Genomic DNA, 21507 nt, shown 5'->3' on the forward strand with positions numbered 1-21507 from the left:
TTCGTTACCATATCCTATTATTGAAATGTGGAAATCATTTCTATCGAGTTGGTCAATTTCAATTTTTGATGGTTCTATACATCTTGGAATCTTCATAAATTGACTCAATTTAAAATCGAATTAACAAGGAGCGCTTAATCATGTTGTTTGCTGTTCATTATTTGGAAAATAATACACCTGTCCTTAGCCAGTGTTTGGAACGTATTCCTGAAGTAGATGAGGATTTAAAAATAAAAGGACGTAAAGGAAAGGTTGTAAATGTTGTTCAAATCGAAGAGAGTAAATACCACGTCTATGTCGTCCTGGAAAAAGTAAATAAAAAACAAGCTTTATTAAAAGACGATAAAAAGAAAAGACGTTGATCTATGGGGAAATTGTAGGATTCAATAAAAATAAAAGTAAAAATATAACAGTTTTCTATATACTGCTCCCTCTGTGGATGCTATAATAACAGGTAAGAACATTGTTATATATGTTTCTTATCACGGTCTTGTAGCTCAGCTGGGAGAGCACCACCTCGACAAGGTGGGGGTCGCAAGTTCGAGACTTGTCGAGACCATTATTTCAAGTGTGCCCGTAAACGTTGGTATAACAACGTATACGGGCTTTCCCTTTTTGAGAGACTTCCTTTATTACACCTGGTTTTTTGGGTTTGTCCGCAATTTGGTTACTACACTACATTGAATAAGTGAGCGTCATATTCATGTGGTATACTACCTTACATAAAAAGAAGTATCAAATATGATTTTGAGTACGGAAATAGACTGTAGTTATGTTACCAAAGGACGCTTTGGTAGCTTTCTTTGTATTAGTTTAGGGAAAGTGAGGAAATCTTTTAATGATTACAGAATTAAATAGCTTAGAATTTTTCAAGTGTAAAGAACTGTTATATGAGCATGGTCAATTAGAAGCAAATGCAATAATTGAAGGTATAAATCCAGGTAGAGTATTTGTAGATGATGTTGATTCGCCAACATCTGGCCTTATTTGGCTAGGTAATAATGATGGTTTTATCTTTATTGGAGATGAAAAAAACGAAGCATTCAATAACGAATTAAATGCTTTTATTGACCAATTCATTATACCCGAGGCACTAAAGTTAGGATTACATTGGTTTGAAGTTGTTGGTAATCATCCAAAATGGAATAAAGTAATTGAAAAAGTGTTGAGTAATCGTGAATTAAGTAGCTGGAATCAACTTGTATATACACTGCAAAAGGCTGATTATACATATAACAATGAACTCACTATTGGAAAAGAGTATAGAGCTGAGAAAATAACAAAACAGCTTTATGAAAATAAAAACAATGCAATAAAAAATATCGAATATTTACATACAAAAATTTTAGAGTTCTGGTCTTCGTCTGAAAAATTTTTTTATCATGGGATTGGTTACTGTATCATTTATAAAAATGAAATTGTGAGTATTTGTGTTTCGTGCTTTGTCGTTAGAGATGTGCATTGTGTAAGTATTGAAACCTTAGAACTGCATCAAGGAAAGAAGCTAGGTCAAAAAATAGCAAAATCTTATGTAGAAGAATGCATACATTATAATCTCATTCCGTATTGGGACTGTATGGAATCAAACAAGCCCTCTATTGCTGTGGCAGAAAATTTAGGATTTACAATGACATTTAACTACATAGGTTATGAATTTCCTTTTAAGTAAATTTAATTTTTCTATATAGAGCCTTCTTTCAATAAAGATTTATAAAATATACATAAATAAATTAAAAAACGTTCCCAAATGAAAATTGGGGGGCAACAGAAAAACCAGTAAACGTTGTTGTAGCAACGTTTACCAGTTTTTATTGGAACATTGTTTATACGATATTTGATGCAAGTCAATGAAACGTTATTAAACCAACTTCTATACTTGTTGGGCATAATCTTTAATTTGCATAAAAACTTGTATAGCCATTCTTTTATCAATATAAATATGCATCTTCTCTAGGACTCCCCCAACAAAAAGCGTTGCTCCACAATATGTCCCATAATTGAATAAAGCACTTTTCTTATTCAAGAAAAGCGCCGCCATTTAATTATATTCCATTTATAAAGGTGAAAAGGAGTTATCAGTAATTGCTACTTATTCTCTATAAAAAGTATCCAACTAAGTGTAGTGTTTCCAAATAAATCCTTTTGGAGAAGTTACTTATTCTTATAATTTATGGCCTCTTTAAATTCTTCGCTAGCTCTGATATTGTAAAACATATTTCTACTTTTTATGTTCGCTATTGTTCCTGTTTTTGTATGGTCTATCCACAAATAAAATTCACCATCGCTTAGTTTGATTTTATATTGCGGAACTATTTGATTATCTACTTCACCAAATTCTCTAGCCTTTTTAAATGTTTTCTCTATAATTTTAATATCCTTCACATCAGATATTAATTGTAATGTATCTGGTTTTTCTTCTTCAAAATTAATTAATTCTTGAATTTCTATAGTGTTTATTGTTTCTCTAGTGCTGTCACAAGCTACTAACCACATAGTACAAATAATTACAAATAAAATTGTCTTTATATTCATCTTACGTTCACCTCTTTTGTTATTTTAATTTTACCTATATACTATTCGAATTTATTAAGTCCTTCTTCAATAACTAAATGCTGTGTTAGTTGAACAAAAAAGCTAGCAAAGTATCGTTTAGTAACTCCCCTTAACAGATTGCTATTCCACAATATGGCCCTTTAACGGAAAAACGCAATTTTCTCATTGAAGAATCGCCCCCGATCGTATAATTAGGTCAGCCAGAAATTATTTCTGGTTGACCATTTTTTATATCGATATAGGATAACGGTAGCCGGGGTAGAACGTTCGCGACCGTGGGGCAAAGACCTCGTCCTCAAAACAGTTCACCCCCTACTTGTAGAAACATGTTTGAGGCTGGTTGGGACAGTGATCTCGTATAACAAGCGAAGCTATGACACTACAAAGGGGATATAGGGGTTCTAACCCCCAAGACTTGGGCTTGCTACAATTAATGTTACAAAACAGGGCTTGGGGACATCTTATCTTTATATATAGTAATGGCCCGCTCAAAAAAGCTGCGAATCGGTTGTAGATTAAAAAACTGATTTCACTAATCCTCTCAGAATAAGAAACTCATCACAATTAATTCACCCTTAGGCCCTTGACGGCGCACACCGTAATCCTTAAATCCACACTTCTTATAAAGATTTTGTGCAGCTATGTTTGCAACATTAACTGCAAGTACGATTTCATTAATATGAGGGAAATTCTTTTGTACATATGCGGGTAGTAACTGCAATGCATGCTTTGCATAGCCTTTCCCTTGTTCATTAACCGCTGTTGAAAAAGCACGTACTAAAATCGCATTACAATTATCCGAATATGGTGCTACTCCTTCCTGCTGATGTAAATCAAAATATGTCACAAGCTTTCCTTCAACTATCGCTAATATAGGTGTTCTGCTATTACTGGCCAATTTTACACATTCACGTGGGTGTCCTGTAAATTTTAGCTGGCTTTCAACTAATTGATATTCGTTAATTAAATTTTGGTATGATTGAATGAATGATTGTAATTTCAAGACTAACGCCTCCAAATAAGAACTTATGTTATGATTCTATCGTATCTTTCCGTATTTAATATCGCAATAATTTTTGGAATTATGTGCCAAAATAACGCTTTGGTGCGTTTCATATTTTTGATTCTACACACAAGTTAAGTTAGGATTACCCCAGAAAAAATGTTCCTCAACAATATGACCCGATTTTTGAATAACGTGTTTATCAATAAGGGATTAAAAATAACGAAATAAAAAGAAGACCGTTGTCACACAATGGTCTTATACATATGTATTGTAGGGGTGGTGGGACACTACCGCCACTGTATCGGTTTATACCTTAAGGAATGCTGAACATTACATCTTGATTTGTTCAACAATACAGCCATTAGTATAATAAGGAGTCTAAAACCTTTTGTTTTAAATAAGAGTATTGACCTTCATTAGTATCTGCATATGCTTCATCTCTATTAGAGGTAATGTCCATATATAAAATTCCTTCTCTAAATTGGGAAGCTGTGAAATCATATCTTTTGTTATTAATAAAATTATAAAAGTGCCACCCATCAGGTAGTTTAGTTTTTTTTATTTCACCGCCCAATAAATCATTTACAACCAATGCAGTAACTCCACATTGCCCCGCCGAGGGAGTATCTCTGCTCCATTTTGTACTTGATTCTACCGACCAAGATTTAGATAAAGCATTCGCCATTCGAGCTATTTCCATATTAATTCTCCCTCCCTTTTATAAAACACCTATTTTCCTTCCATTACCGTAAATGTTAATTCACATTTTGAGGCCAGTGCCTACTGGTTAATCTTAAGATAGTCTTCTTGAAGAATTCCCCATACAGCACAGTCCTTATATTGTTTTCAAATTACGTATCATATGTTTAAGTATTCCTTCTTGTACCATCCCTACTGTGCTCATAATTTTTCCAGAAGCAGGATTATCTGTGTTATGTGCTGCAGAGATTTTATGTACGTTTATGCACCTAAAACTAAAATCTACAATAGCTCTCAAAGCTTCAGTACCATAACCTTGGTTCCACCATTTATAACCAATAGAATAACTTACCTCACAATCTCCAGTGGAATTGTCAAAATTATATAAGTCCATTTCTCCAATTAGTTCATCACTTGCTTTCAATTCAATTCCCAATTACAAAATTCCTTGGTTTTATCACCATCACTAGAAAATACTTAAAAGTTCATCAAAACTTTCAATTTCATTATCATATTGACTTACTTGCCCAAATCCGTATTTAGCAAATATAAAAGGAATTTTAGCAAATCTGGCTGCATTTAAATCACCTTCCGTGTCACCTACATACACTGGATTTAATAAGTTGTTTCTATCAATCACTAATTTAATATTTTCACCTTTTGACAGGGCTGTTCTTCCATGACTTTCAAAATCCAAAAAATACTTTTCAAGTTTATGATACTTGTAAAAAGTTTCTATGTAGCCATCTTGGCAGTTGCTAACAATATATAGTTTATAATTTTTAGAAAGCTCTTTTAGGACCTTCTCTACATTTTGATAGAGCACTCCGCCATGTTTTTCTAAGAAAGATTGTTCTACTTCGCAACAAACTTTTACTAGTTGTTGCCGCTCCGTATAACTTAAAGCGGGAAAGAGTTTTCTACTTATTTCATTCATCTGTAATCCCATTGTACCTTCAAAGTCTTTCCTAGTTAATTGACTTATTATTTGGTTATTGTTTCTTATAACGCTGTTCCAAGCATTGAGTACTGTGTCAATTGGATCCCAGAGAGTTCCATCTAGATCAAAAATTACACTATCCAATTAAATTTCACTTCCCTCTAAACTAGTTTAAAAACTAACTTTACTACATCCTAATATTACCATTTTAAAATCGATTTATATAGTTGCTTTTTAAATGACTTATTTTGATAATTGGTATTGAATAATTTAGCAAATTACTTTTGATACATATGTTATTCAACAATATGGCCCGTTTGTTGAATAAAGCAAAGATCAAATTTAAGTACTTATATCCTTGTTCAAAAATATGATTTGACAGAACTGATTATATTTGAACCTTGAGTTACATTAAAAGCCACCTGATTTTAAATTAGTAATAGCTTATACAGAAACTCCTACCTATCCAGACAAAAAGTTGTAGCAGCGCTAGACACAGCTTAAAAAGCTTCTTTTCCACTAAAAAAGGCTATGGTACGTTTTTTGAATTTGTACCATAACCTTTTACTATTTACTTAATAGGGATTTTTACAATCGCTATTGTCTCTTTTTCATTTATTCTATCAAATGTAATCGTTCCATTGTATTTATTAATTGTTTCTTTAACAATAAACAAACCTTGTCCTCTAACTCTTCCTTTCTCTACTTTTTTCGTTGAGTAGCCTTGTTTAAAAATTTGATTTTTATCAGGTAGCTTTCGCCCAGTGTTCGTAATCGAGAACGTATAATATAACTCGTCTGCTTTACAGCTAACTGTAATTTTACGTAGTTCCTCTGGCAACTCCATTGTTGCTTCTATCGCATTATCAATTATGTTCGATAATATATTGATTAAATCAATCGTTTTTATGTTATCAAATGGATTGTCATCAACAGTTATCTGTATATCAATTTGTTGATTTTGACATGTTAATTTTTTTGTTTGCAGTAATATCGCTAATCCTGGGTGATCAAGATTCAATTTAATGGATTCAATTGTCTGTATATCTTTAGACAAAGAATCGACATACTTTGTCGCTTGATCTACCTCACCTATATGCAGAAAGCCATGTAAAACCTGGATATGGTTAATATAATCGTGCCTAAATGATGAGACAGAAGCAATTAACGTTTTAATTTCCTTTTGATACGTATCCTCCGTAGTTCCAACTTCTTTTTGATACCACTTTTGTAAAAGTAAGAAAGAAATAATAACAATAATAACAAAAAGTCCGCTGAGTACTAATAGAAAAATATTACTATTAATAACTGTTTCTTTAATCCCATCAAGTGTCTCCGTACTAATATCAATGCCAAGGTAGCTGATGATTTCCCCATTTTCATTCATAACAGGCGTCCCAACCGTTATATAATGATGACCATATTTCGTATCTTCCAGAATCCCTGTTACAAAGTGCTTTCCTTCCTCATACGCTAATTTCACTTGGGCTTCCGGTACAGTACACCCTTCACCTATTGGAAAATCATTTGGATTATCCTTGTTTTCAGGATAACCTACAATTAAAGCTTTCGATGTAGTAGGATTGTCTATTTCCATAGTATAGACGTATAATACACCTAGTTTTTCTCGGGCATCATTCAAATAATGCCGTATTGTCCAATAATCTTCTTCACGATTCCGTTCTTTTAAAAATCGCTCATACGTTTCCAGGTCAATCGCCTTTGCAATGGATTTGGCAGCTTCAAGATTTTGGTTAGCAATCGCCTCTTCCACTGTATCTTCAATCTTTATATAGGAAGTATACATACTTATTCCAATAAAGAATATGACTAATACTATAGATAACACTATTATTAGCTTTAATTTAAAACGTTTCATATCAAAATAATCTTCCTTACTATTAAATACATATTTTGCTGTAAATTAAACAATTAAATTATTTCCCTGAAATTGAAATAGCCCTTCCCACCGACTGTTGAAATAAGGGCTATTTCATTTAATTTCTTTATTCTTTGTACCAATAAAAAACATTTTCATACCATTAAGTCATTACTTTCAATTAGTAATCTGTTATAAAATCTATAATTGTTACTATTAATTCGATATAAAGGAACAAAAAACAGTATAAACGTTCTAAATCCTTTTGTCCAAAAAAACTTTAATATTACCAGGAATGCAATTATTTACTTTTTTCCAATCCAATATGCTAATTCTCCTCTTTTGAACGGAAGCGACAAATTTAAATTAATTAGACCAATTAATTGTTGTGAATCTTTATCTACAATCGCAAACATTGCTATTTTATTATTTTGTTCTGCTGTATGAATACTTTCAATAAATTGTATTGCTGATCCTTCCGGGTATGGATGTGGTATGTTCAATGTAGATTTAGCTACCTCATAATCCCCAGCCAATTCTTCAATTCTACTTGAATCACCCAGTGCTAAAGGTCTTAATATTAATCGTTTAGTTTCCATTTTTCATAACCTCACCTTATATAGATTAAAAAACATTAACATAATTATCCAATTTCATCAATTATAATTTTACTAATATTGGATTGATTTTTAAGTAAAAATCAAAATGTCTTCAAAGCTTCGTCTGGTAACATTTCATAAAAAAATTTATTCAACAATCTGGCCCTATAACTGAAAAACGCGATCTTCTTATTGAAGAATCGCGCCCGATTGTTGAACAACTTGAATATAATCTACGCCTCCTATTAATTACAATTGTACTTTGACTAAAGTACCCTTCACTAGAAGAAGAATATTTATAAATTTAGCACTTGAAAAGGGATAAACTGTCAAACAAATTAATTTTTATGGTAACATTTATAGGTAAGGGGGTTCTAAATGAATAACTTAAATAGTGAGAAATTGATTCTAGAAGAAATTAGAGCTGTAAAAAAACAGACACTTAAAGTATTGGGTTTTGGTTTCTTGGTTATATTATTTTTTTTAATTTATTGGATCTATTTTGAAGAGAGCTTATTAGTTGAAAGTAAGTCCCCTGATGATGATAAAGAAGTAATTATTAATAAAGTCGGTAATTGGATAACAGACTCCGGTACAATTAAAATTTACTTTAAGGAAAATGGAAGGACTAGAAATACTAAAAAAATAGAACTAGAAATTTTTAGAGAATCTAACCATAAGGGAAAATACAATATTGTTTGGAGTGTTGATAACCATGTCTCAATAGCTATGGTTTTTGAAAAATTTATCCAGAGTGTGGATTATAACTTTTCCACCAATGACATAGAAATTGAGAAGTTGGATAACAGCAACGATCAGTCTAATTAAGAGAAATTGAATTTTGTCTTGCGGTTCTTGATTATATTAAATTTATGAGGGAAAGGAGTTTGTGCATGAAAACAAAAATTTTATTTGGTTCTGCTATTGTCGTTATATCTATGGTTACACTCAGTGGGGTACTTAAATATTCAAATGACAAAGATGAAGCAACAAATAGAAACATTATAGAAGCATCTGAATCCCAAATTTATCATGCTGAAATCGGAGAATCGGTTTCAGAGATGAACATATTACTTTCCGAACCGTTGAACGACCCAAAATTGAAAAAAGCGAATAACGATGAGGGATTCGAGTATTATTTGAAGTCACTAGTAGTCGATAGAAAATCACCAATCGATTTAATTAAAGGAAATAAAGAATTGGAAGAAGATTATATAAATTTGTTTCTTTTAACCAGTTATATATCTAATAAGCAAGCTGCCCGTACGGTACATTTAGATCCTAATGGTGAAGCGATAGAATCAACAGATTTAGTTGATCAATGGGCACCTACTGAAGAAAATACGCATAAAGCATTCGAGTACATGAAGCAAATTATGAATGATTTAGACGTTGCCATTAATCATAAAGGAAAAGGTGAAATATTTGGTGTGACGCATTTATTAAACGGTGATAAGGCTTCAGAAGTTAAAAAATTCGTAACCAGCAGTTGATAGTGAAAATGTCGAAAGTTATTCGTCCCCTCTAGACGGTAGACATGTCAATGATTTCGATTTTATCTACTGTCTTTTTGTTTAAATAAGGGCTATTTACTTATACAGCAATTTGGCCCTATAACGGAAAAACGCGATCTTCTTATTGAAGAATCGCGCCCGATTGTGGAATATCATTTTTCTGTATCCCCAAACTTTCATTTTGAAACGTTATTTAAATTAAGTTTATATGCTTTATAAATATATAATCCCCACAGAATTATTAAAAATAAAATATAAGGCATTGTTAGTGTTCCAAAATCCATCTTTAAAAAGAAAGCTATTATAATTAAGGTAGAGAAGAATATTGGAAGAAATAAAAGAGTCTTATTAGATTTAGTAATTGCTTGTAGTAATATCAGCAATATAATTACCACAATAGATAAATGAAACACAACCAAAAACCCCCAGCATTGTTAAAGATAAAATATAATTATACCATTAAATCTTAAAGACCCTAGCCATACAATATGGCCAAATAAAGCACTTTTCTTATTCCTGAAAAGCGCCCGATTGTTGAAGAAGGAAAATACACAAAACGGTTTTTAGGGTCGTTTTTGAAAGGTATCATATTCTCATTAATAATATTTAATTATGGTTCCCTTTTCAACTTATCGATTGGTGTAAATACAATGTTAATTTCTAGTTGGTTCGTGTCATTCTCTAGCTCTTTTAGCGTAAGTGGTCCTTTTACTTCGTTCTTATCTATTTCGATTATCCAATAAGAATAATCATTGTCAGCAGGTGTTTTTGGAGATTTTTCATATCCTCGTTCATCCGCCCTTAAACTCAATTGTTTTGCAATAATATATTGATCGTCCCACCATACAGCAGTCACTTCAGATGGTACATATAAATGATTAAATGTCGTATCATCTCCATCATTTACCGCTTCATCTCCGTAAATTTGAATTTGATGAGCTGAAAGTCTATCAATGCGATAACCGTTGTCTAATGAAATTGTATAATCTGCTAATCCCGCACATCCTGATAGAATAAAACAAGTTAATATCAATAAAATTAAATGTTTCAACGTTAACCCTCCATTTTAAGCGTATTTAAATAATTAATCACTATTTATTTTAATACGCTCAGAATGGAAATAAGTTCCTTTGGTTTTTACAAGTAATAAAAGACTGTTATTCAACATTATGGCCCTATAACGGAAAAACGCATTTTCTTATTGATTAATCGCGCCCGATTGTTGCATAAGGGCGGCATGAGACTTATTCATTTACTATGATAAGCAAAAAGATATTACCAAACGACGTTAAGGAATATTTCCCTAATTAAATGACAACGATAATTTCCTTTTTGACTATTATTATTGTCATTATGACTTTTATCATTTACAATTAATTTGAGGTGATGAAATGAAAAACAGATTAAAGGAGTTGCGTGCTAGAGAAAGTATGAATCAAACTGATTTAGCTAAAAAGGCAAAGGTCTCTCGCCAAACAATTAGTCTGATTGAAAGAAATGAATATATGCCTTCTTTGTTAATCGCCACAAAAATCGCTTATGTATTTAATGAACCCATTGAACAAATTTTTATTTTTGAGAAGGAGGAATTAGAATGATCTTGTTAACATCTGCATTAATTATTACTATTTACAGCCTACAACAATTGTGGGTATCCCATTCCGTTATTTCTACAACTGAAACGCTTTTATTTCTTTGCAATATTAGTAGTGGACTTTTATTAGTTTTTGCAGCTACCTACAATATCAAAATATCACGTGCTTTGAGCTATCCATCTACCGACAATGAAGACACTTTTTTTGATTCTCTTGAACGAAAATATTATCGAATCCCAAACTCAATCATAACAGCACTGGTCATTGCTTTTATAGCAACTGTTATAGGCTTTATTTTTTTACGAGACGAACATCCGCAACTTGTATTAACTTCATTAATTATTGGTGTTGTTTCATTATTGTTCTCCATGTCAGATTCAAAAATGGCATCTATAATTTTCCCGAATTATTCGCCGCCTGTACAAAATACAAAGGAGCCTGTTTTAGATTCCTTAAATATGTACGATGACGGACAAAAATATGTATTATTAAAATCGTTATATAAATTATATTTCCTTATCATATTTCTACTCGTCTTACTTATTTTCGGACTCATGTATTACTCTATTTTATCCGATAATAACCAAACTGTAAGTATTATTGGAATCGGTGTGATTTTATTGATCAGCTTAACTATCTTTACAAGTAGTTTGAAACCCCAGAAAACCATTGAAAAGTAAAGAATCAGATTTAAAGCCTATTAATATGTTACAAAAGTTGGCATAAAAAATCGGTAAACTAGCTACAACAAAGTTTACCGATTCTCTAACACTTCTCCCAGAAAAATGTTGCTCCACAATATGGCCCGATTGTTGAATTAAGAAAATTCACTCGGTTAATTGTTTTCTTTAAGCATTTTTAATTTATTGCCGTAACCATATGTATTACTAATTAATTAAGAGACCTGAAATCCAGGCTAATGCACCAATACTTAGGCAAAGTACATAAATAATAAATTCATAGGACCATGAGTTATCCTTTTCATAATTCCTTTGCCATTGTATCAAAAGTGCCATGTTCACTATTAGTAAGGCTTCACTTATAAATATTATTGGCAGCAACCAGTCAGTTTGATTTTTTTCGTTAGAATCAATATTCCAATATAAAAAAACTAGTAAAACACTAATAATATATGTTATGCTTTTTGCCCATTTTGATATTTTCACTATTCTCACTCCAGTAGAAATTTTGTATTTCGCTACTTCTAATTATTTTAACATAATCATCCATTTACATTGAAAATGAGTTATTCCACAATATGGCCCTTAACTGAAAAACGCGATCTTCTTATTGAAGAATCGCGCCCTATAATTGAATAAAGCACTTTTCTTATACAAGAAAAGCGCTCCATAATTCTTTAACAATTAATTAGTCTTATTATTATAGCAATCCTCACAAATTAGTTTTCCTTCATTTTGTATATAGGCTTTAATTTCAGTCATACCTTTTCGTTCTGGATAACGCATTTTTACAAAAACTACATCGTTTCCTTTAATTTCTTTATCGCACTTAGTACATTTAGGTACAATTTTAAACAATGTATATCCTTCCTCTCAATTATGTTAATCTTTATTACGTTTAACTCTAAAGAAAAGTTTCGTATTCCATTAAATGGCCCTTAACTGAAAAACGCGATCTTCTTATTGAAGAATCGCGCCCGTTTGTTGAATATTGTATGTATGAATTTAACAGCATTTATTCAGATACGTATTAATTTAAAATTTCATATTTAAACTTTGTAACTCCCTATAGTAGTTTAATACTTCTAAGAGAATTTCAAAGTTATAATTTGTTTTTTCCTGTATTATCGCTGCCCATTCTTCTATCGTCCTTTGCTTGGTATCTTCTACTAAACCGTTCATAGTAGAGGAATAACTTTTGAAGTCATAAAATAACAAAATTTCAGTATTATCACCTTGAGGTTGTACTTGAATCTTCGCACCTGGGAAAAACCAATGCACTCTTCTGAATGAAAGAATGGGTTGTTTTGATCTATACAAATCGGCTGAATCCATTGGTCCCCTAGGTCACATAAATAACTATACTTATTTTCGTCTATTGCTATCACAGCTACGTGAGCATCTTTGGTAAATAAATTATGACCAATTGCATACGCCTCAATATGATTAGATTTGAATTCATCTAATAGCCATAATGCTAAATCGAAACAGTTCTCTGTAATTTTATATTGTTTATAATGCTCCTTCATCATCTCAACTGAACGCTGATACTGTGATGGGTTTTGTTTCATATACCAAACTTTTGACAGTGTTTCCATAGGAAAGTGCTTAAATTGATTCCAAACCTTTAGTATATTTTCTGAAGCATGCACTTGAAATTCTCACCTCTTATTTATTGAAATAGAATCAATTATACCTAATAATTACATTTTATAAATGTCCTATAAATTTAAGAGCTCATTCTTACAATAAGGAGTACTTTTATTAATATGAACGTACTGGAGATATAAGATAATTATAAGAAGGATTGTTAATAGGTTCAATTAAAACTGGTCTCATCGAACCACCAAAACTTAATCTTATCTCTTCTTCTTTGATTACTTTTAAGGCATTTATTAAATAACTTCCATCAAGCGAGATAGTTAAATCAGTTTCACCATTAATCTCCTTGATATTTTGTATTTCCTCTATTCCTCCTATATTTGATGAATGGGAAGAAATTTTTATTCTCTTAGCATCTAGTATTTCTAATTGTACGTTATTATTTTTCCATTCACTTGCAAAAAGACATGCTCTATCAATAGCCAATAATAATTGAGCTGTATCAAGAGTAATAGTTGTCTTAAAGTTTTTCGGGAATAATCCTGTTATGTTAGGATAATTCCCTTCAATCAACCTTGAAAATAATGTAAAAGAACTTGTTTTAAATATCATATAACTGTCAGTTACATATATACGTATTTCGCCGTTATCATTATTTATTAACTTGGTAAGCTCATTAAGGCTTGAACTTGGGACAATAAAAGAGCCATGTATATTTGATTCTAATTTGAGTTCTCTTAACGCTAAGCGATGGGAGTCTGTTGCAGCAAATGATAGGTGATTATCTTTAAATGACATATTTACTCCTGTCAAAGCAGGTCGAGATTCACTCTTTGATACTGCAAATGCAGTTTGTTTAATAATTTCAATTAATTCAGTGCTGGTGATTTTAATGTAATCCGTTTCATCAATTTGAGGAAGCTTTGGGTACTGTTCCGAGTTAAAACCGAATAATTTTGTTACAATTTCTTCGGATTGAATGGTAATTACTTGTTTTTCATCTACTCTTAAATGAACTTTAGTTGGTAACTTTTTAATAATTTCACTTAAATGTTTAGCAGGAATGACAACACTACCGGGTTTATGTACTTCTAATACTTTTACTCCATTCAATGTTAAAGGAATAACCTTTTCAATAACAATATCAGAGTTGCTTCCAATAAGTACTAAGGAATCATTATAAGCAATCATTTTAATACCAGACAAAATAGGAAAGGGTGTCTTTGTAGAGATTGCTTTATTAACAACTGAAATTGCTTTATAAAACCATTCATTATCTATAATAATTTCCATATATAGTTCACCTCATTATTATCACTAGGGGTCTAGTTCGACAAAATAATCTATAAAACCTCTTTTTCATATTATTGGATTGTTTAATAAACCTAATTTTCTAAACCTATTTGTTTATGTTATTCCACAATCTGGCCCTTTAACGGAAAAACGCGATCTTCTTATTGAAGAATCGCGCCCGATTGTTGCATAAGGGTAGGATTAGATTTATACATTTACAATGTTAAGCCATGAGATGATATCAAAAACGCTTTGGTAACGTTTATTCAACCTTTAATTATTCATAAAATTTATAGTAGTATTATGAGTAACAATAATAAGAGGTGGTTGCTAATGCCATTAACACACCAATTTGGAATCATAAAAGATATTACCGAAAAATCTTACAAGAACTATGCATCTGAAAAATCTCAATGTATTTCTGTAGACGATGAGATAATTACAAATTTAATGAAGCCCTTATCGTTAATGAATACTTATTTCCATTCTTTAAATCGTCCTGAATACGGATTGGCATATCACGGTATTACTATTATTCCTCCAGAATCATTACCCACATTTTTAGATATTGTTTTATCTGCTGATGATTTGAAACAATTTGATGATTTAAATGAACTGGTCAAAAAAATAATGCAAGCAAAAAAGGAAAATAAATATATGATTCATTACGGGATTTAAACGTATATTTAAAGATACATGGCCTTTTTACGCAAAAAAGGGCTTTCCTTCTCCAAGGAAAGCGACCGATTGTTGAATTATTGTATGAGAAGTGAAATAAACTTCAAATAAATTGTTTCTTTTTTGTATAAATAAAAATATAATAAGAGATTAATCCGAATGATATTAAAGTCACTAAGGTAATAATTAAAAAATCCATTTTATCCAATGATGTTAAATATAAAATTCTAACTGGATATGACCAGGGAAAGAAAATCCAAAATGATGTAGAAGAAATAAACAGATTTAAAAATGAACATAAAATGGATATTAATAAAGAAATCATTGGCATTTGCCTAAAAATCATACTTAAAAACATATGTATATTGACTAATAAGATAGCAGTTATGAATAGATAAGCGAAACTCATTAGTATTTCTTTATAATATGAACTTAGTTCTGAAACTTTAAATAATTGGAATCCTAAACTAACTGAAAGAGCGAATAGTAAATATACTAGTATAAAAGTATAAAAAAATAGCAGCTTATTAAGTAAAAGTCTCGAAAAGGATTGTCCGTTTAAAATTACATTTAGATATCCTTTCCGATTGTATTCGCTATAAAACGAGAGTGAAATAAGTAAACCTATAGCAACACCTAAAAACAATCTACAAAATAATCCGAACGTTGTCACAAAATATTTATAATCAGCAATCTCTGCCATTAAACCTAATACCCCATTCCATCCCCTATTCGAATGTTTCATTCTGACTTTATCATATTCAATTGAATAGGGGTTATTTTGGCTGCAATTTGAGGCTAAATGTGCCTAGGGATAAATTAAAGAGAAGACCGTTGCCAAAGCAGTGGTCTTTTACAAATGTTTTGTATAGGTGGCGGTACACTACCGCCGTAGTGATTGTTTATACCCTGTAAAACGGATATTAACAATCTGGCCCTATAACTGGAAAAAGCACTTTTCTTATTCTGAAGTGACCCCAAAAATTTAGACATTATTAAGTTAAGCAGCTTCGGAGGATTGTTGAAGAAACTAATCACTTGTCTTTTACATCTACTAAGTAAATTGCTTTTTCAAAACCACCTCGCCTTACCTTTTTTTGCAACCGTACTTCATCTAGCTCCTCATATGTCACACCTAATGTACTAAGAGCTGTATGTATTAATTCTAATACATCTGCTAATTCTTCCACGCTTTCATTAACAGTTTCTGTTGCTTGAAACTCTTTAGCTTTCTCAATCATTTTCTCCTTAACTTCCTTTAAGAGTTCAGTTGACTCTAGTATTCGAGCATTATAAACTAATCCATCTGATTCGATAATCTCTAAAATCCTATCTCTTACTAATTTATTATATACAGGCATAATTTTAAGCTCCTTTATGTAAATTAAAACCTTACTTCTTAAAATTGAATTCGTGAAGATTTTAATAACAAATTTTATTAACGCTTGTATATCCCCCTCATAAATAACCAGTTTGTTCTTTGTATAAGAATTGTGCCCAATTGTTGAAGATGGATCCTACATGACAGCTATTACCCTCTCTGTTCTTCGCAGGCCTTCTTATTAGGATATGGTAGCTGTTAATTGAAGTGCTTCTTAACACATTTTGTATTATTAATAACTTTTATCTTATCTTTATGTACGCCATAATTATTAAAAAAGTTAATTTTACCAACTTCTTCGAAATGACGATTCCATTTAAACATTTTAAGAAAAATAGCTAGTGTTGGTTTGTAATTTGCTTTCTCTATTCGAAGCTTTTGTTTTAAAAACCTTTTTATAATTCGGTAAGTTCTTATGGAATATTTTGTATCTAAAAAGAAAATCAAATCTGCATTTTGAAAACAATTGCTTACCCAATCTTCATTGTGTATCCCTTCAATTATCCAACTGTCTGATTTTAATATACTGTTTAGATACTCTTCCCTTTCTTGGTCAGTTCTCCTAATATCTCCGGACTTATGCCTTATCCAAACTATATTGTCTAATTCGTAATACGGGATATCTAACCATGAAGATATTTCTTTTGCTAAAGTTGTTTTACCACTTCCAACTGACCCAATAATATGTATTCTTTTGTAGATTGTCTTTTTCAACAATATCAACTCCAACTCCGCAGAATTTGTTATATAGACATTTCAATATTAATATTGGATTTACCTCTAATTATTTAAATACGCACGTTACTAAAGTAGCTTTTATACTGGCTGAGCATGATCTTTAATTTGTATAAAACTTGTATAGCTCTTCATTTATCGTTATAAATCTGTATTTTTTCTAACATTCCAGAGAAAAAATGTTATTCAACAATATGGCCCGATTGTTGAATAACTTAATCCTCATTAATTAAATAAGGATTGAACTTTAAAAGCTACTTCTCTCGGTTTAACATCAATATACGATAGCATGTTTATATCTACCCACGTCGGCAAATATATTCCTCTCGCTCTCTCTTTATCTGTGTATTCCTCACCTTGTCCAGTACCGAATGTTCCATTAATGATTTCAGTTAAGAAAAAGTATTGAGTCCCATTATATTCAATTTTTGCTATACACTCATTGAGCTTTACCTCTACTCCTAATTCCTCAAATGCTTCTCTTTTGGCACCTTCTTCTGGAGTTTTCCCATTTTCTATTCCTCCTCCAGGAAAAACAAAGTAAACCGAGTTATCTCTAATTCTTTTAATTAATGCAACTTTGTCTTTTTTTACTATTACTACTGAACCTCTATCCCGCATAGCCGTAACCTCTTTTTCATTCAAGTCTTATTATTTGATTTCCTATATATTTACAGAAATGTCCTTAGTGTAATAAAGATAATCTATCTTAAAGAGAATTTTGCAAATTGAATTGTTGAGCTTTGTTGTATGCCAAACTGAGGATATCGATTCTTTTTTTATTGTCTGGTTCCAACTTCCTAATAATTTGTTTAGCTGTTTCAAAATTAAAGATTACATAGCCAGACTTTTCAAAATCAAAAGTATAAGGCATAAATTTATCAGCTTTTACTAAATACCATATTGTATAACTATCAGTAGATTCCCAGTACCAAGAAGCAAACAGCATTTTCTCAGAACTAATAGTCATCCCTACTTCCTCAAATAACTCACGTTCTAATGCTTCTTCAATATTCTCCTCTCCTTCTATTCTTCCACCGATAGTAGTCAATAATTGCTCTTCTTTGTCCCAAGCCATAACTATAGAGCCATCTTTCATAATTGGGACACAATGTACCCCTGCGATTCTTTTATCTTCTGGCAAAGCAGATATCGCTTTCAACATATTTTCAATACCCCTATCTAAATTAAATTTAATTAACTTACCTGCCTATTGGCTTCCACCTCAAATATCCAATTTGTTTGTTGTATTTTACGCGATCTTCTTATTGAAAAATCGCGCCCTTTGTTGAACAATGAATGCTCTTAATTTTATGCGTTCACAAGGTTAAGAATAACATTATTCCCTAACAACGCTTTGGGAATCATTAAAGGATTTTATTAGCACTTTCTAGAAATATAATTATAACGATTTAGAAGGTGTCTTATACTTTAATGACGCAATTTAGTGGAATAAGCCGTCTTTAAAAACACAAAGGAGGCATGTATGAAAAAGGTATTAATTTCTTTATTAGCCGTAGCTGTGTTAGTAGGTGGAATGTATTTTGCATCTAACTCTGAACCACCTAAACCAGTCATAACAATAGAAATAAGACTGTAAAAGTGGCACAAGGTTCTTATTGTTGGAATGGGTTTATTAACGCACAATGTGTTGATAAGATTTCTCCACCTGATCTGATTAAACATCACGAAATTAAAACCGTTGTTGTATCACCTGGAGCTGAATTAAAAATAAAATTTAATCGTAAACCACTAGAGAATACGTTAAACGCATCTATATGGTTCAGTAACAATGAAGTAGAAAATGCTCCATTAAATGAAAATGTATTATCAGTTCCAAAAGAAAAAGGTGTTTATATTTATAGTATTTCTGCATATTGGGAAAAGGGAAGTTCAAGTTATGTCTTTATAATTGAAGTTAAGTAAGTTTTTCACTTAAATGTACTTTAGTGAAAAAGTATTTACAATGTATACATAAATAAATCTAATAACGTTGCCAAATCAAAGTTTTGGAGTGCAAAAAAAGGGACAAGCGTTGATGTGACAGCGCTTGTCTCTTTTTTAGAGTAACTTTGTTTATACAAATTTTTATACTTCCCTATTGCTGAAAATGGTACAATTCGTCTTCAAGAATTGCGCGCGATTGTTGAAGAACATATTTTGTTTCCCAAACCTCTCACTAGGAGACATTATATAGTTTTACCTTTAAAATTAATAGTAATGACTTCAATTCAAATGAATAACGGGAAAGATAAAAAGTACATGCTACAATACAAATTTTACTTATTCTTAATATCAAACTTATTGGTGTTTTGTTATTTCTAAAGATAAATAAAGCGCCAGAAATTTATATTACATTGACCACACCTAAACAAAAATAAAAAAGACAGAGCATAAAAAGTCATTTTACTCGGTTTCTCTGCGAATAGTTTGGAATTTGAATACAGCCATGATTCCTGCAATAATTGCAACTACAACACCGCTGCCAGTCGCAGTTAAGATAAAAGACTTAAGCCCGGTTAGTTACCAAACTTAAGTCTTTTAATTTTACATGATTGCATTTTTTAACTTTTAGTCAAATCAAGGAATAGTTTATAACTATTCCTTTTGAATGTATCACAACCATCAAGGTGTTCTTTTAAATCATTAATACGGGTCTGCTTCATGGCTTTTCTTCACTGCATCTTTTGTTGCCTCATTCGCAGCGATCGTACCCTGACCATATTTAGAAATCCCTGACTCTCTGCCCGGTAATTTACCTTCCTGAGCCATCTTTTCAATTTCTTTCATTTTCTTTTCAGTCGCTTCTTTCACACGGCGGCCGTAATCTTCATCAGCCTGTGTAAAGTGATTAAACATCGCTTCCTGAATACGCTTGTCACAGATTGCCAAAGCATCCGATAAGTTATTTATAAGTTCATCACGTTCCCAGTCTTCAAAACTGCGGTACGTTTCACCAGCTTGGCCATAGTTATTCGGGCGATCAATAGGCTCACTCATTAATGCCGCATTATAAGACGGTTGATGTGGTGGATATGCTTTATCCCCTGCATCACGGTAGCCACCAATCATTGACGGTTCATAATTGATATGTGGGCTTTCGCCGGATTCTTTCGGATCACGAGTATCCATCTGACCACGCTGCTGATTTGTACGAACCGGTACCTTTGGTGCGTTGACTGGCAATTTCAAATAGTTTGAGCCTACACGGTAACGCTGTGTATCTGAGTAAGAGAATGTACGTCCCTGCAGCATTTTATCATCCGAAAAGTCCATACCGTCTACTAGAACACCAGTACCGAATGCAGCCTGCTCGATTTCTGCATGAAAGTCTTCCGGATTACGGTTAAGTACCATTCTACCTACAGGCAGCCAAGGAAACTTATCTTCTGGCCAAAGCTTTGTATCATCAAGTGGATCAAAATCCAGTTCTGGATGATAGTCGTCCTCCATAATCTGAACGTACAGCTCCCATTCTGGATACTCACCACGTTCAATTGCTTCATACAAGTCCTGAGTAGCGTGTCCTACGTTTGCAGCCTGGATGGAGTTTGCCTCTTCTTGTGTCAAATTACGGATGCCCTGTTTTGGTTCCCAGTGATACTTCACAAGTACAGCTTTCCCTTCTTCATTAACCCATTTATATGTGTTAACCCCTGAACCCTGCATATGGCGGTATGTCGCTGGGATGCCCCAAGGTGAAAATAGGAACGTAATCATGTGCGTCGCTTCCGGTGAACGTGAAACAAAGTCAAACATACGCTGCGGATTCGGTACGTTGGATGCCGGATCTGCTTTAAAAGCATGAATCATATCAGGGAACTTCATCGCATCACGAATAAAGAATATCTTTAAATTGTTACCTACAAGATCCCAGTTACCATCTTCGGTATACATTTTCACTGCAAAGCCGCGCGGGTCTCGTGCAGTCTCAGGCGAATCCTTTGCACCTGCCACGGTAGAAAAACGCACCATAAGTGGCGTTTGTTTACCGGCACCAGAAAAGACTTTGGCGCGGGTATATTTTTCTACAGGCTCATCTCCCACCTTACCGTAAGTTTCAAAATAACCGAAAGCACCTGAACCACGTGCATGTACTACACGTTCAGGAACTTCTTCACGGTCAAAGTGTGAAATTTTTTCAATGAAGTGGTAATTTTCTAAAGTTGCTGGTCCACGGTTACCCACCGTACGGATATTCTGGTTGTCCCTTACAGGATGTCCTTGACGTGTTGTTAGAATTTCACGTTCCCCGTCTTCTTTTTTTGCAACATGTTTGTCTTTATTATCTGCCATAATATAACCTCCTAAAAATACTTCACTTATAAACATTAATAAAAAATACTACAACAC

The 21507-nt window shown here is 32.3% G+C and carries 25 protein-coding genes and 1 tRNA gene; 9 read left to right on the top strand and 17 right to left on the bottom strand.

Annotated features, from left to right (window positions below):
* The first annotated feature begins 140 nt into the window (after positions 1 to 140).
* The 3 genes from AC6CH1_RS08275 to AC6CH1_RS08285 all read left to right on the top strand — a co-directional run bounded on the left by AC6CH1_RS08275 (position 141) and on the right by AC6CH1_RS08285 (position 1669).
* Positions 141 to 362, top strand: coding sequence for a hypothetical protein (locus AC6CH1_RS08275; protein ID WP_251687559.1), 222 nt, complete (start codon positions 141 to 143; stop codon positions 360 to 362).
* Between the two features lie 124 nt (positions 363 to 486).
* Positions 487 to 559, top strand: a tRNA-Val gene (locus tag AC6CH1_RS08280).
* 279 nt (positions 560 to 838) lie between these two features.
* On the top strand, positions 839 to 1669 hold the full coding sequence (locus AC6CH1_RS08285) for a GNAT family N-acetyltransferase (RefSeq protein WP_498317036.1): 831 nt from the start codon (positions 839 to 841) through the stop codon (positions 1667 to 1669).
* Positions 1670 to 2151: 482 nt separating this feature from the next.
* Here the strand turns inward: AC6CH1_RS08285 and AC6CH1_RS08290 are convergent, their stop codons facing one another.
* The 7 genes from AC6CH1_RS08290 to AC6CH1_RS08320 form a co-directional block, all read right to left on the bottom strand.
* Positions 2152 to 2532: a hypothetical protein gene (locus AC6CH1_RS08290; RefSeq protein ID WP_498317038.1), complete on the bottom strand. Its 381-nt coding sequence runs from the start codon at positions 2530 to 2532 to the stop codon at positions 2152 to 2154.
* A gap of 562 nt (positions 2533 to 3094) precedes the next feature.
* Positions 3095 to 3556 (bottom strand): GNAT family N-acetyltransferase, encoded by a 462-nt coding sequence (locus AC6CH1_RS08295; RefSeq protein ID WP_498317039.1) that lies wholly within the window; start codon positions 3554 to 3556, stop codon positions 3095 to 3097.
* Between the two features lie 364 nt (positions 3557 to 3920).
* Complete coding sequence (locus AC6CH1_RS08300) at positions 3921 to 4259, bottom strand: YunG family protein (RefSeq protein WP_427709584.1); 339 nt, start codon at positions 4257 to 4259, stop codon at positions 3921 to 3923.
* Positions 4260 to 4394: 135 nt separating this feature from the next.
* Entirely contained in the window at positions 4395 to 4694 is a 300-nt protein-coding gene (locus AC6CH1_RS08305; protein ID WP_498317041.1) for a GNAT family N-acetyltransferase, read from the bottom strand.
* A 30-nt stretch (positions 4695 to 4724) separates the two neighbouring features.
* Positions 4725 to 5342 carry an HAD family hydrolase gene (locus AC6CH1_RS08310; protein ID WP_498317042.1) on the bottom strand — a complete coding sequence of 206 codons (618 nt, stop codon included), beginning with the start codon at positions 5340 to 5342 and terminating at the stop codon, positions 4725 to 4727.
* A gap of 427 nt (positions 5343 to 5769) precedes the next feature.
* Positions 5770 to 7077, bottom strand: a complete 1308-nt coding sequence (locus AC6CH1_RS08315) for a sensor histidine kinase (RefSeq protein WP_498317043.1) — start codon at positions 7075 to 7077, stop codon at positions 5770 to 5772.
* Positions 7078 to 7382: 305 nt separating this feature from the next.
* The gene (locus AC6CH1_RS08320; RefSeq protein ID WP_498317044.1) at positions 7383 to 7676 is read right to left on the bottom strand and encodes a GNAT family N-acetyltransferase; all 294 of its coding nucleotides are present in this window, start codon (positions 7674 to 7676) and stop codon (positions 7383 to 7385) included.
* Positions 7677 to 8054: 378 nt separating this feature from the next.
* On the opposite strand from AC6CH1_RS08320, the gene AC6CH1_RS08325 reads away from it, so the two are divergent.
* Both AC6CH1_RS08325 and AC6CH1_RS08330 read left to right on the top strand, forming a co-directional pair.
* Positions 8055 to 8504, top strand: a complete 450-nt coding sequence (locus AC6CH1_RS08325; protein WP_498317045.1) for a hypothetical protein — start codon at positions 8055 to 8057, stop codon at positions 8502 to 8504.
* 65 nt (positions 8505 to 8569) lie between these two features.
* The gene (locus tag AC6CH1_RS08330; RefSeq protein WP_498317046.1) at positions 8570 to 9169 is read left to right on the top strand and encodes a hypothetical protein; all 600 of its coding nucleotides are present in this window, start codon (positions 8570 to 8572) and stop codon (positions 9167 to 9169) included.
* 631 nt (positions 9170 to 9800) lie between these two features.
* Here the strand turns inward: AC6CH1_RS08330 and AC6CH1_RS08335 are convergent.
* Positions 9801 to 10241, bottom strand: a complete 441-nt coding sequence (locus tag AC6CH1_RS08335) for a DUF3997 domain-containing protein (protein ID WP_498317047.1) — start codon at positions 10239 to 10241, stop codon at positions 9801 to 9803.
* Positions 10242 to 10581: 340 nt separating this feature from the next.
* Between AC6CH1_RS08335 and AC6CH1_RS08340 the strand changes: the two genes are divergently transcribed.
* Positions 10582 to 10788: a helix-turn-helix transcriptional regulator gene (locus AC6CH1_RS08340; RefSeq protein WP_014823680.1), complete on the top strand. Its 207-nt coding sequence runs from the start codon at positions 10582 to 10584 to the stop codon at positions 10786 to 10788.
* Positions 10785 to 11465 (top strand): DUF3169 family protein, encoded by a 681-nt coding sequence (locus AC6CH1_RS08345; protein ID WP_498317048.1) that lies wholly within the window; start codon positions 10785 to 10787, stop codon positions 11463 to 11465. Before AC6CH1_RS08340 ends, AC6CH1_RS08345 begins: the two co-directional genes overlap by 4 nt.
* A 207-nt stretch (positions 11466 to 11672) precedes the next feature.
* Here the strand turns inward: AC6CH1_RS08345 and AC6CH1_RS08350 are convergent, their stop codons facing one another.
* The 4 genes from AC6CH1_RS08350 to dnaN form a co-directional block, all read right to left on the bottom strand.
* Positions 11673 to 11951, bottom strand: a complete 279-nt coding sequence (locus AC6CH1_RS08350) for a hypothetical protein (protein ID WP_498317049.1) — start codon at positions 11949 to 11951, stop codon at positions 11673 to 11675.
* A gap of 198 nt (positions 11952 to 12149) precedes the next feature.
* Entirely contained in the window at positions 12150 to 12323 is a 174-nt protein-coding gene (locus AC6CH1_RS08355; protein ID WP_498317050.1) for a Fe3+ hydroxamate ABC transporter substrate-binding protein, read from the bottom strand.
* A 177-nt stretch (positions 12324 to 12500) separates the two neighbouring features.
* On the bottom strand, positions 12501 to 12800 hold the full coding sequence (locus AC6CH1_RS08360; protein WP_498317051.1) for a hypothetical protein: 300 nt from the start codon (positions 12798 to 12800) through the stop codon (positions 12501 to 12503).
* Positions 12801 to 13229: 429 nt separating this feature from the next.
* Entirely contained in the window at positions 13230 to 14360 is a 1131-nt protein-coding gene (gene dnaN, locus AC6CH1_RS08365; protein WP_498317052.1) for a DNA polymerase III subunit beta, read from the bottom strand.
* 333 nt (positions 14361 to 14693) lie between these two features.
* Between dnaN and AC6CH1_RS08370 the strand changes: the two genes are divergently transcribed.
* Positions 14694 to 15038, top strand: coding sequence for a short-chain dehydrogenase (locus AC6CH1_RS08370; RefSeq protein WP_498317053.1), 345 nt, complete (start codon positions 14694 to 14696; stop codon positions 15036 to 15038).
* Positions 15039 to 16072: 1034 nt separating this feature from the next.
* Here AC6CH1_RS08370 and AC6CH1_RS08375 read toward each other — a convergent pair.
* The 4 genes from AC6CH1_RS08375 to AC6CH1_RS08390 form a co-directional block, all read right to left on the bottom strand.
* The gene (locus AC6CH1_RS08375) at positions 16073 to 16399 is read right to left on the bottom strand and encodes a nucleoside triphosphate pyrophosphohydrolase (protein WP_498317054.1); all 327 of its coding nucleotides are present in this window, start codon (positions 16397 to 16399) and stop codon (positions 16073 to 16075) included.
* Positions 16400 to 16617: 218 nt separating this feature from the next.
* Positions 16618 to 17133: a P-loop NTPase family protein gene (locus AC6CH1_RS08380; protein WP_498317055.1), complete on the bottom strand. Its 516-nt coding sequence runs from the start codon at positions 17131 to 17133 to the stop codon at positions 16618 to 16620.
* Positions 17134 to 17379: 246 nt separating this feature from the next.
* Positions 17380 to 17775 carry an NUDIX hydrolase gene (locus AC6CH1_RS08385; RefSeq protein WP_498317056.1) on the bottom strand — a complete coding sequence of 132 codons (396 nt, stop codon included), beginning with the start codon at positions 17773 to 17775 and terminating at the stop codon, positions 17380 to 17382.
* 88 nt (positions 17776 to 17863) lie between these two features.
* Positions 17864 to 18319 carry an NUDIX hydrolase gene (locus AC6CH1_RS08390; RefSeq protein WP_498317057.1) on the bottom strand — a complete coding sequence of 152 codons (456 nt, stop codon included), beginning with the start codon at positions 18317 to 18319 and terminating at the stop codon, positions 17864 to 17866.
* A 437-nt stretch (positions 18320 to 18756) separates the two neighbouring features.
* On the opposite strand from AC6CH1_RS08390, the gene AC6CH1_RS08395 reads away from it, so the two are divergent.
* The gene (locus AC6CH1_RS08395; protein ID WP_498317058.1) at positions 18757 to 19080 is read left to right on the top strand and encodes a hypothetical protein; all 324 of its coding nucleotides are present in this window, start codon (positions 18757 to 18759) and stop codon (positions 19078 to 19080) included.
* 720 nt (positions 19081 to 19800) lie between these two features.
* On the opposite strand, the gene AC6CH1_RS08400 is transcribed toward AC6CH1_RS08395, so the two are convergent.
* Positions 19801 to 21450 (bottom strand): catalase, encoded by a 1650-nt coding sequence (locus tag AC6CH1_RS08400; protein WP_498317060.1) that lies wholly within the window; start codon positions 21448 to 21450, stop codon positions 19801 to 19803.
* Positions 21451 to 21507 lie beyond the last annotated feature (57 nt).

The sequence above is a fragment of the Solibacillus sp. GQ1 genome (assembly GCF_059758555.1).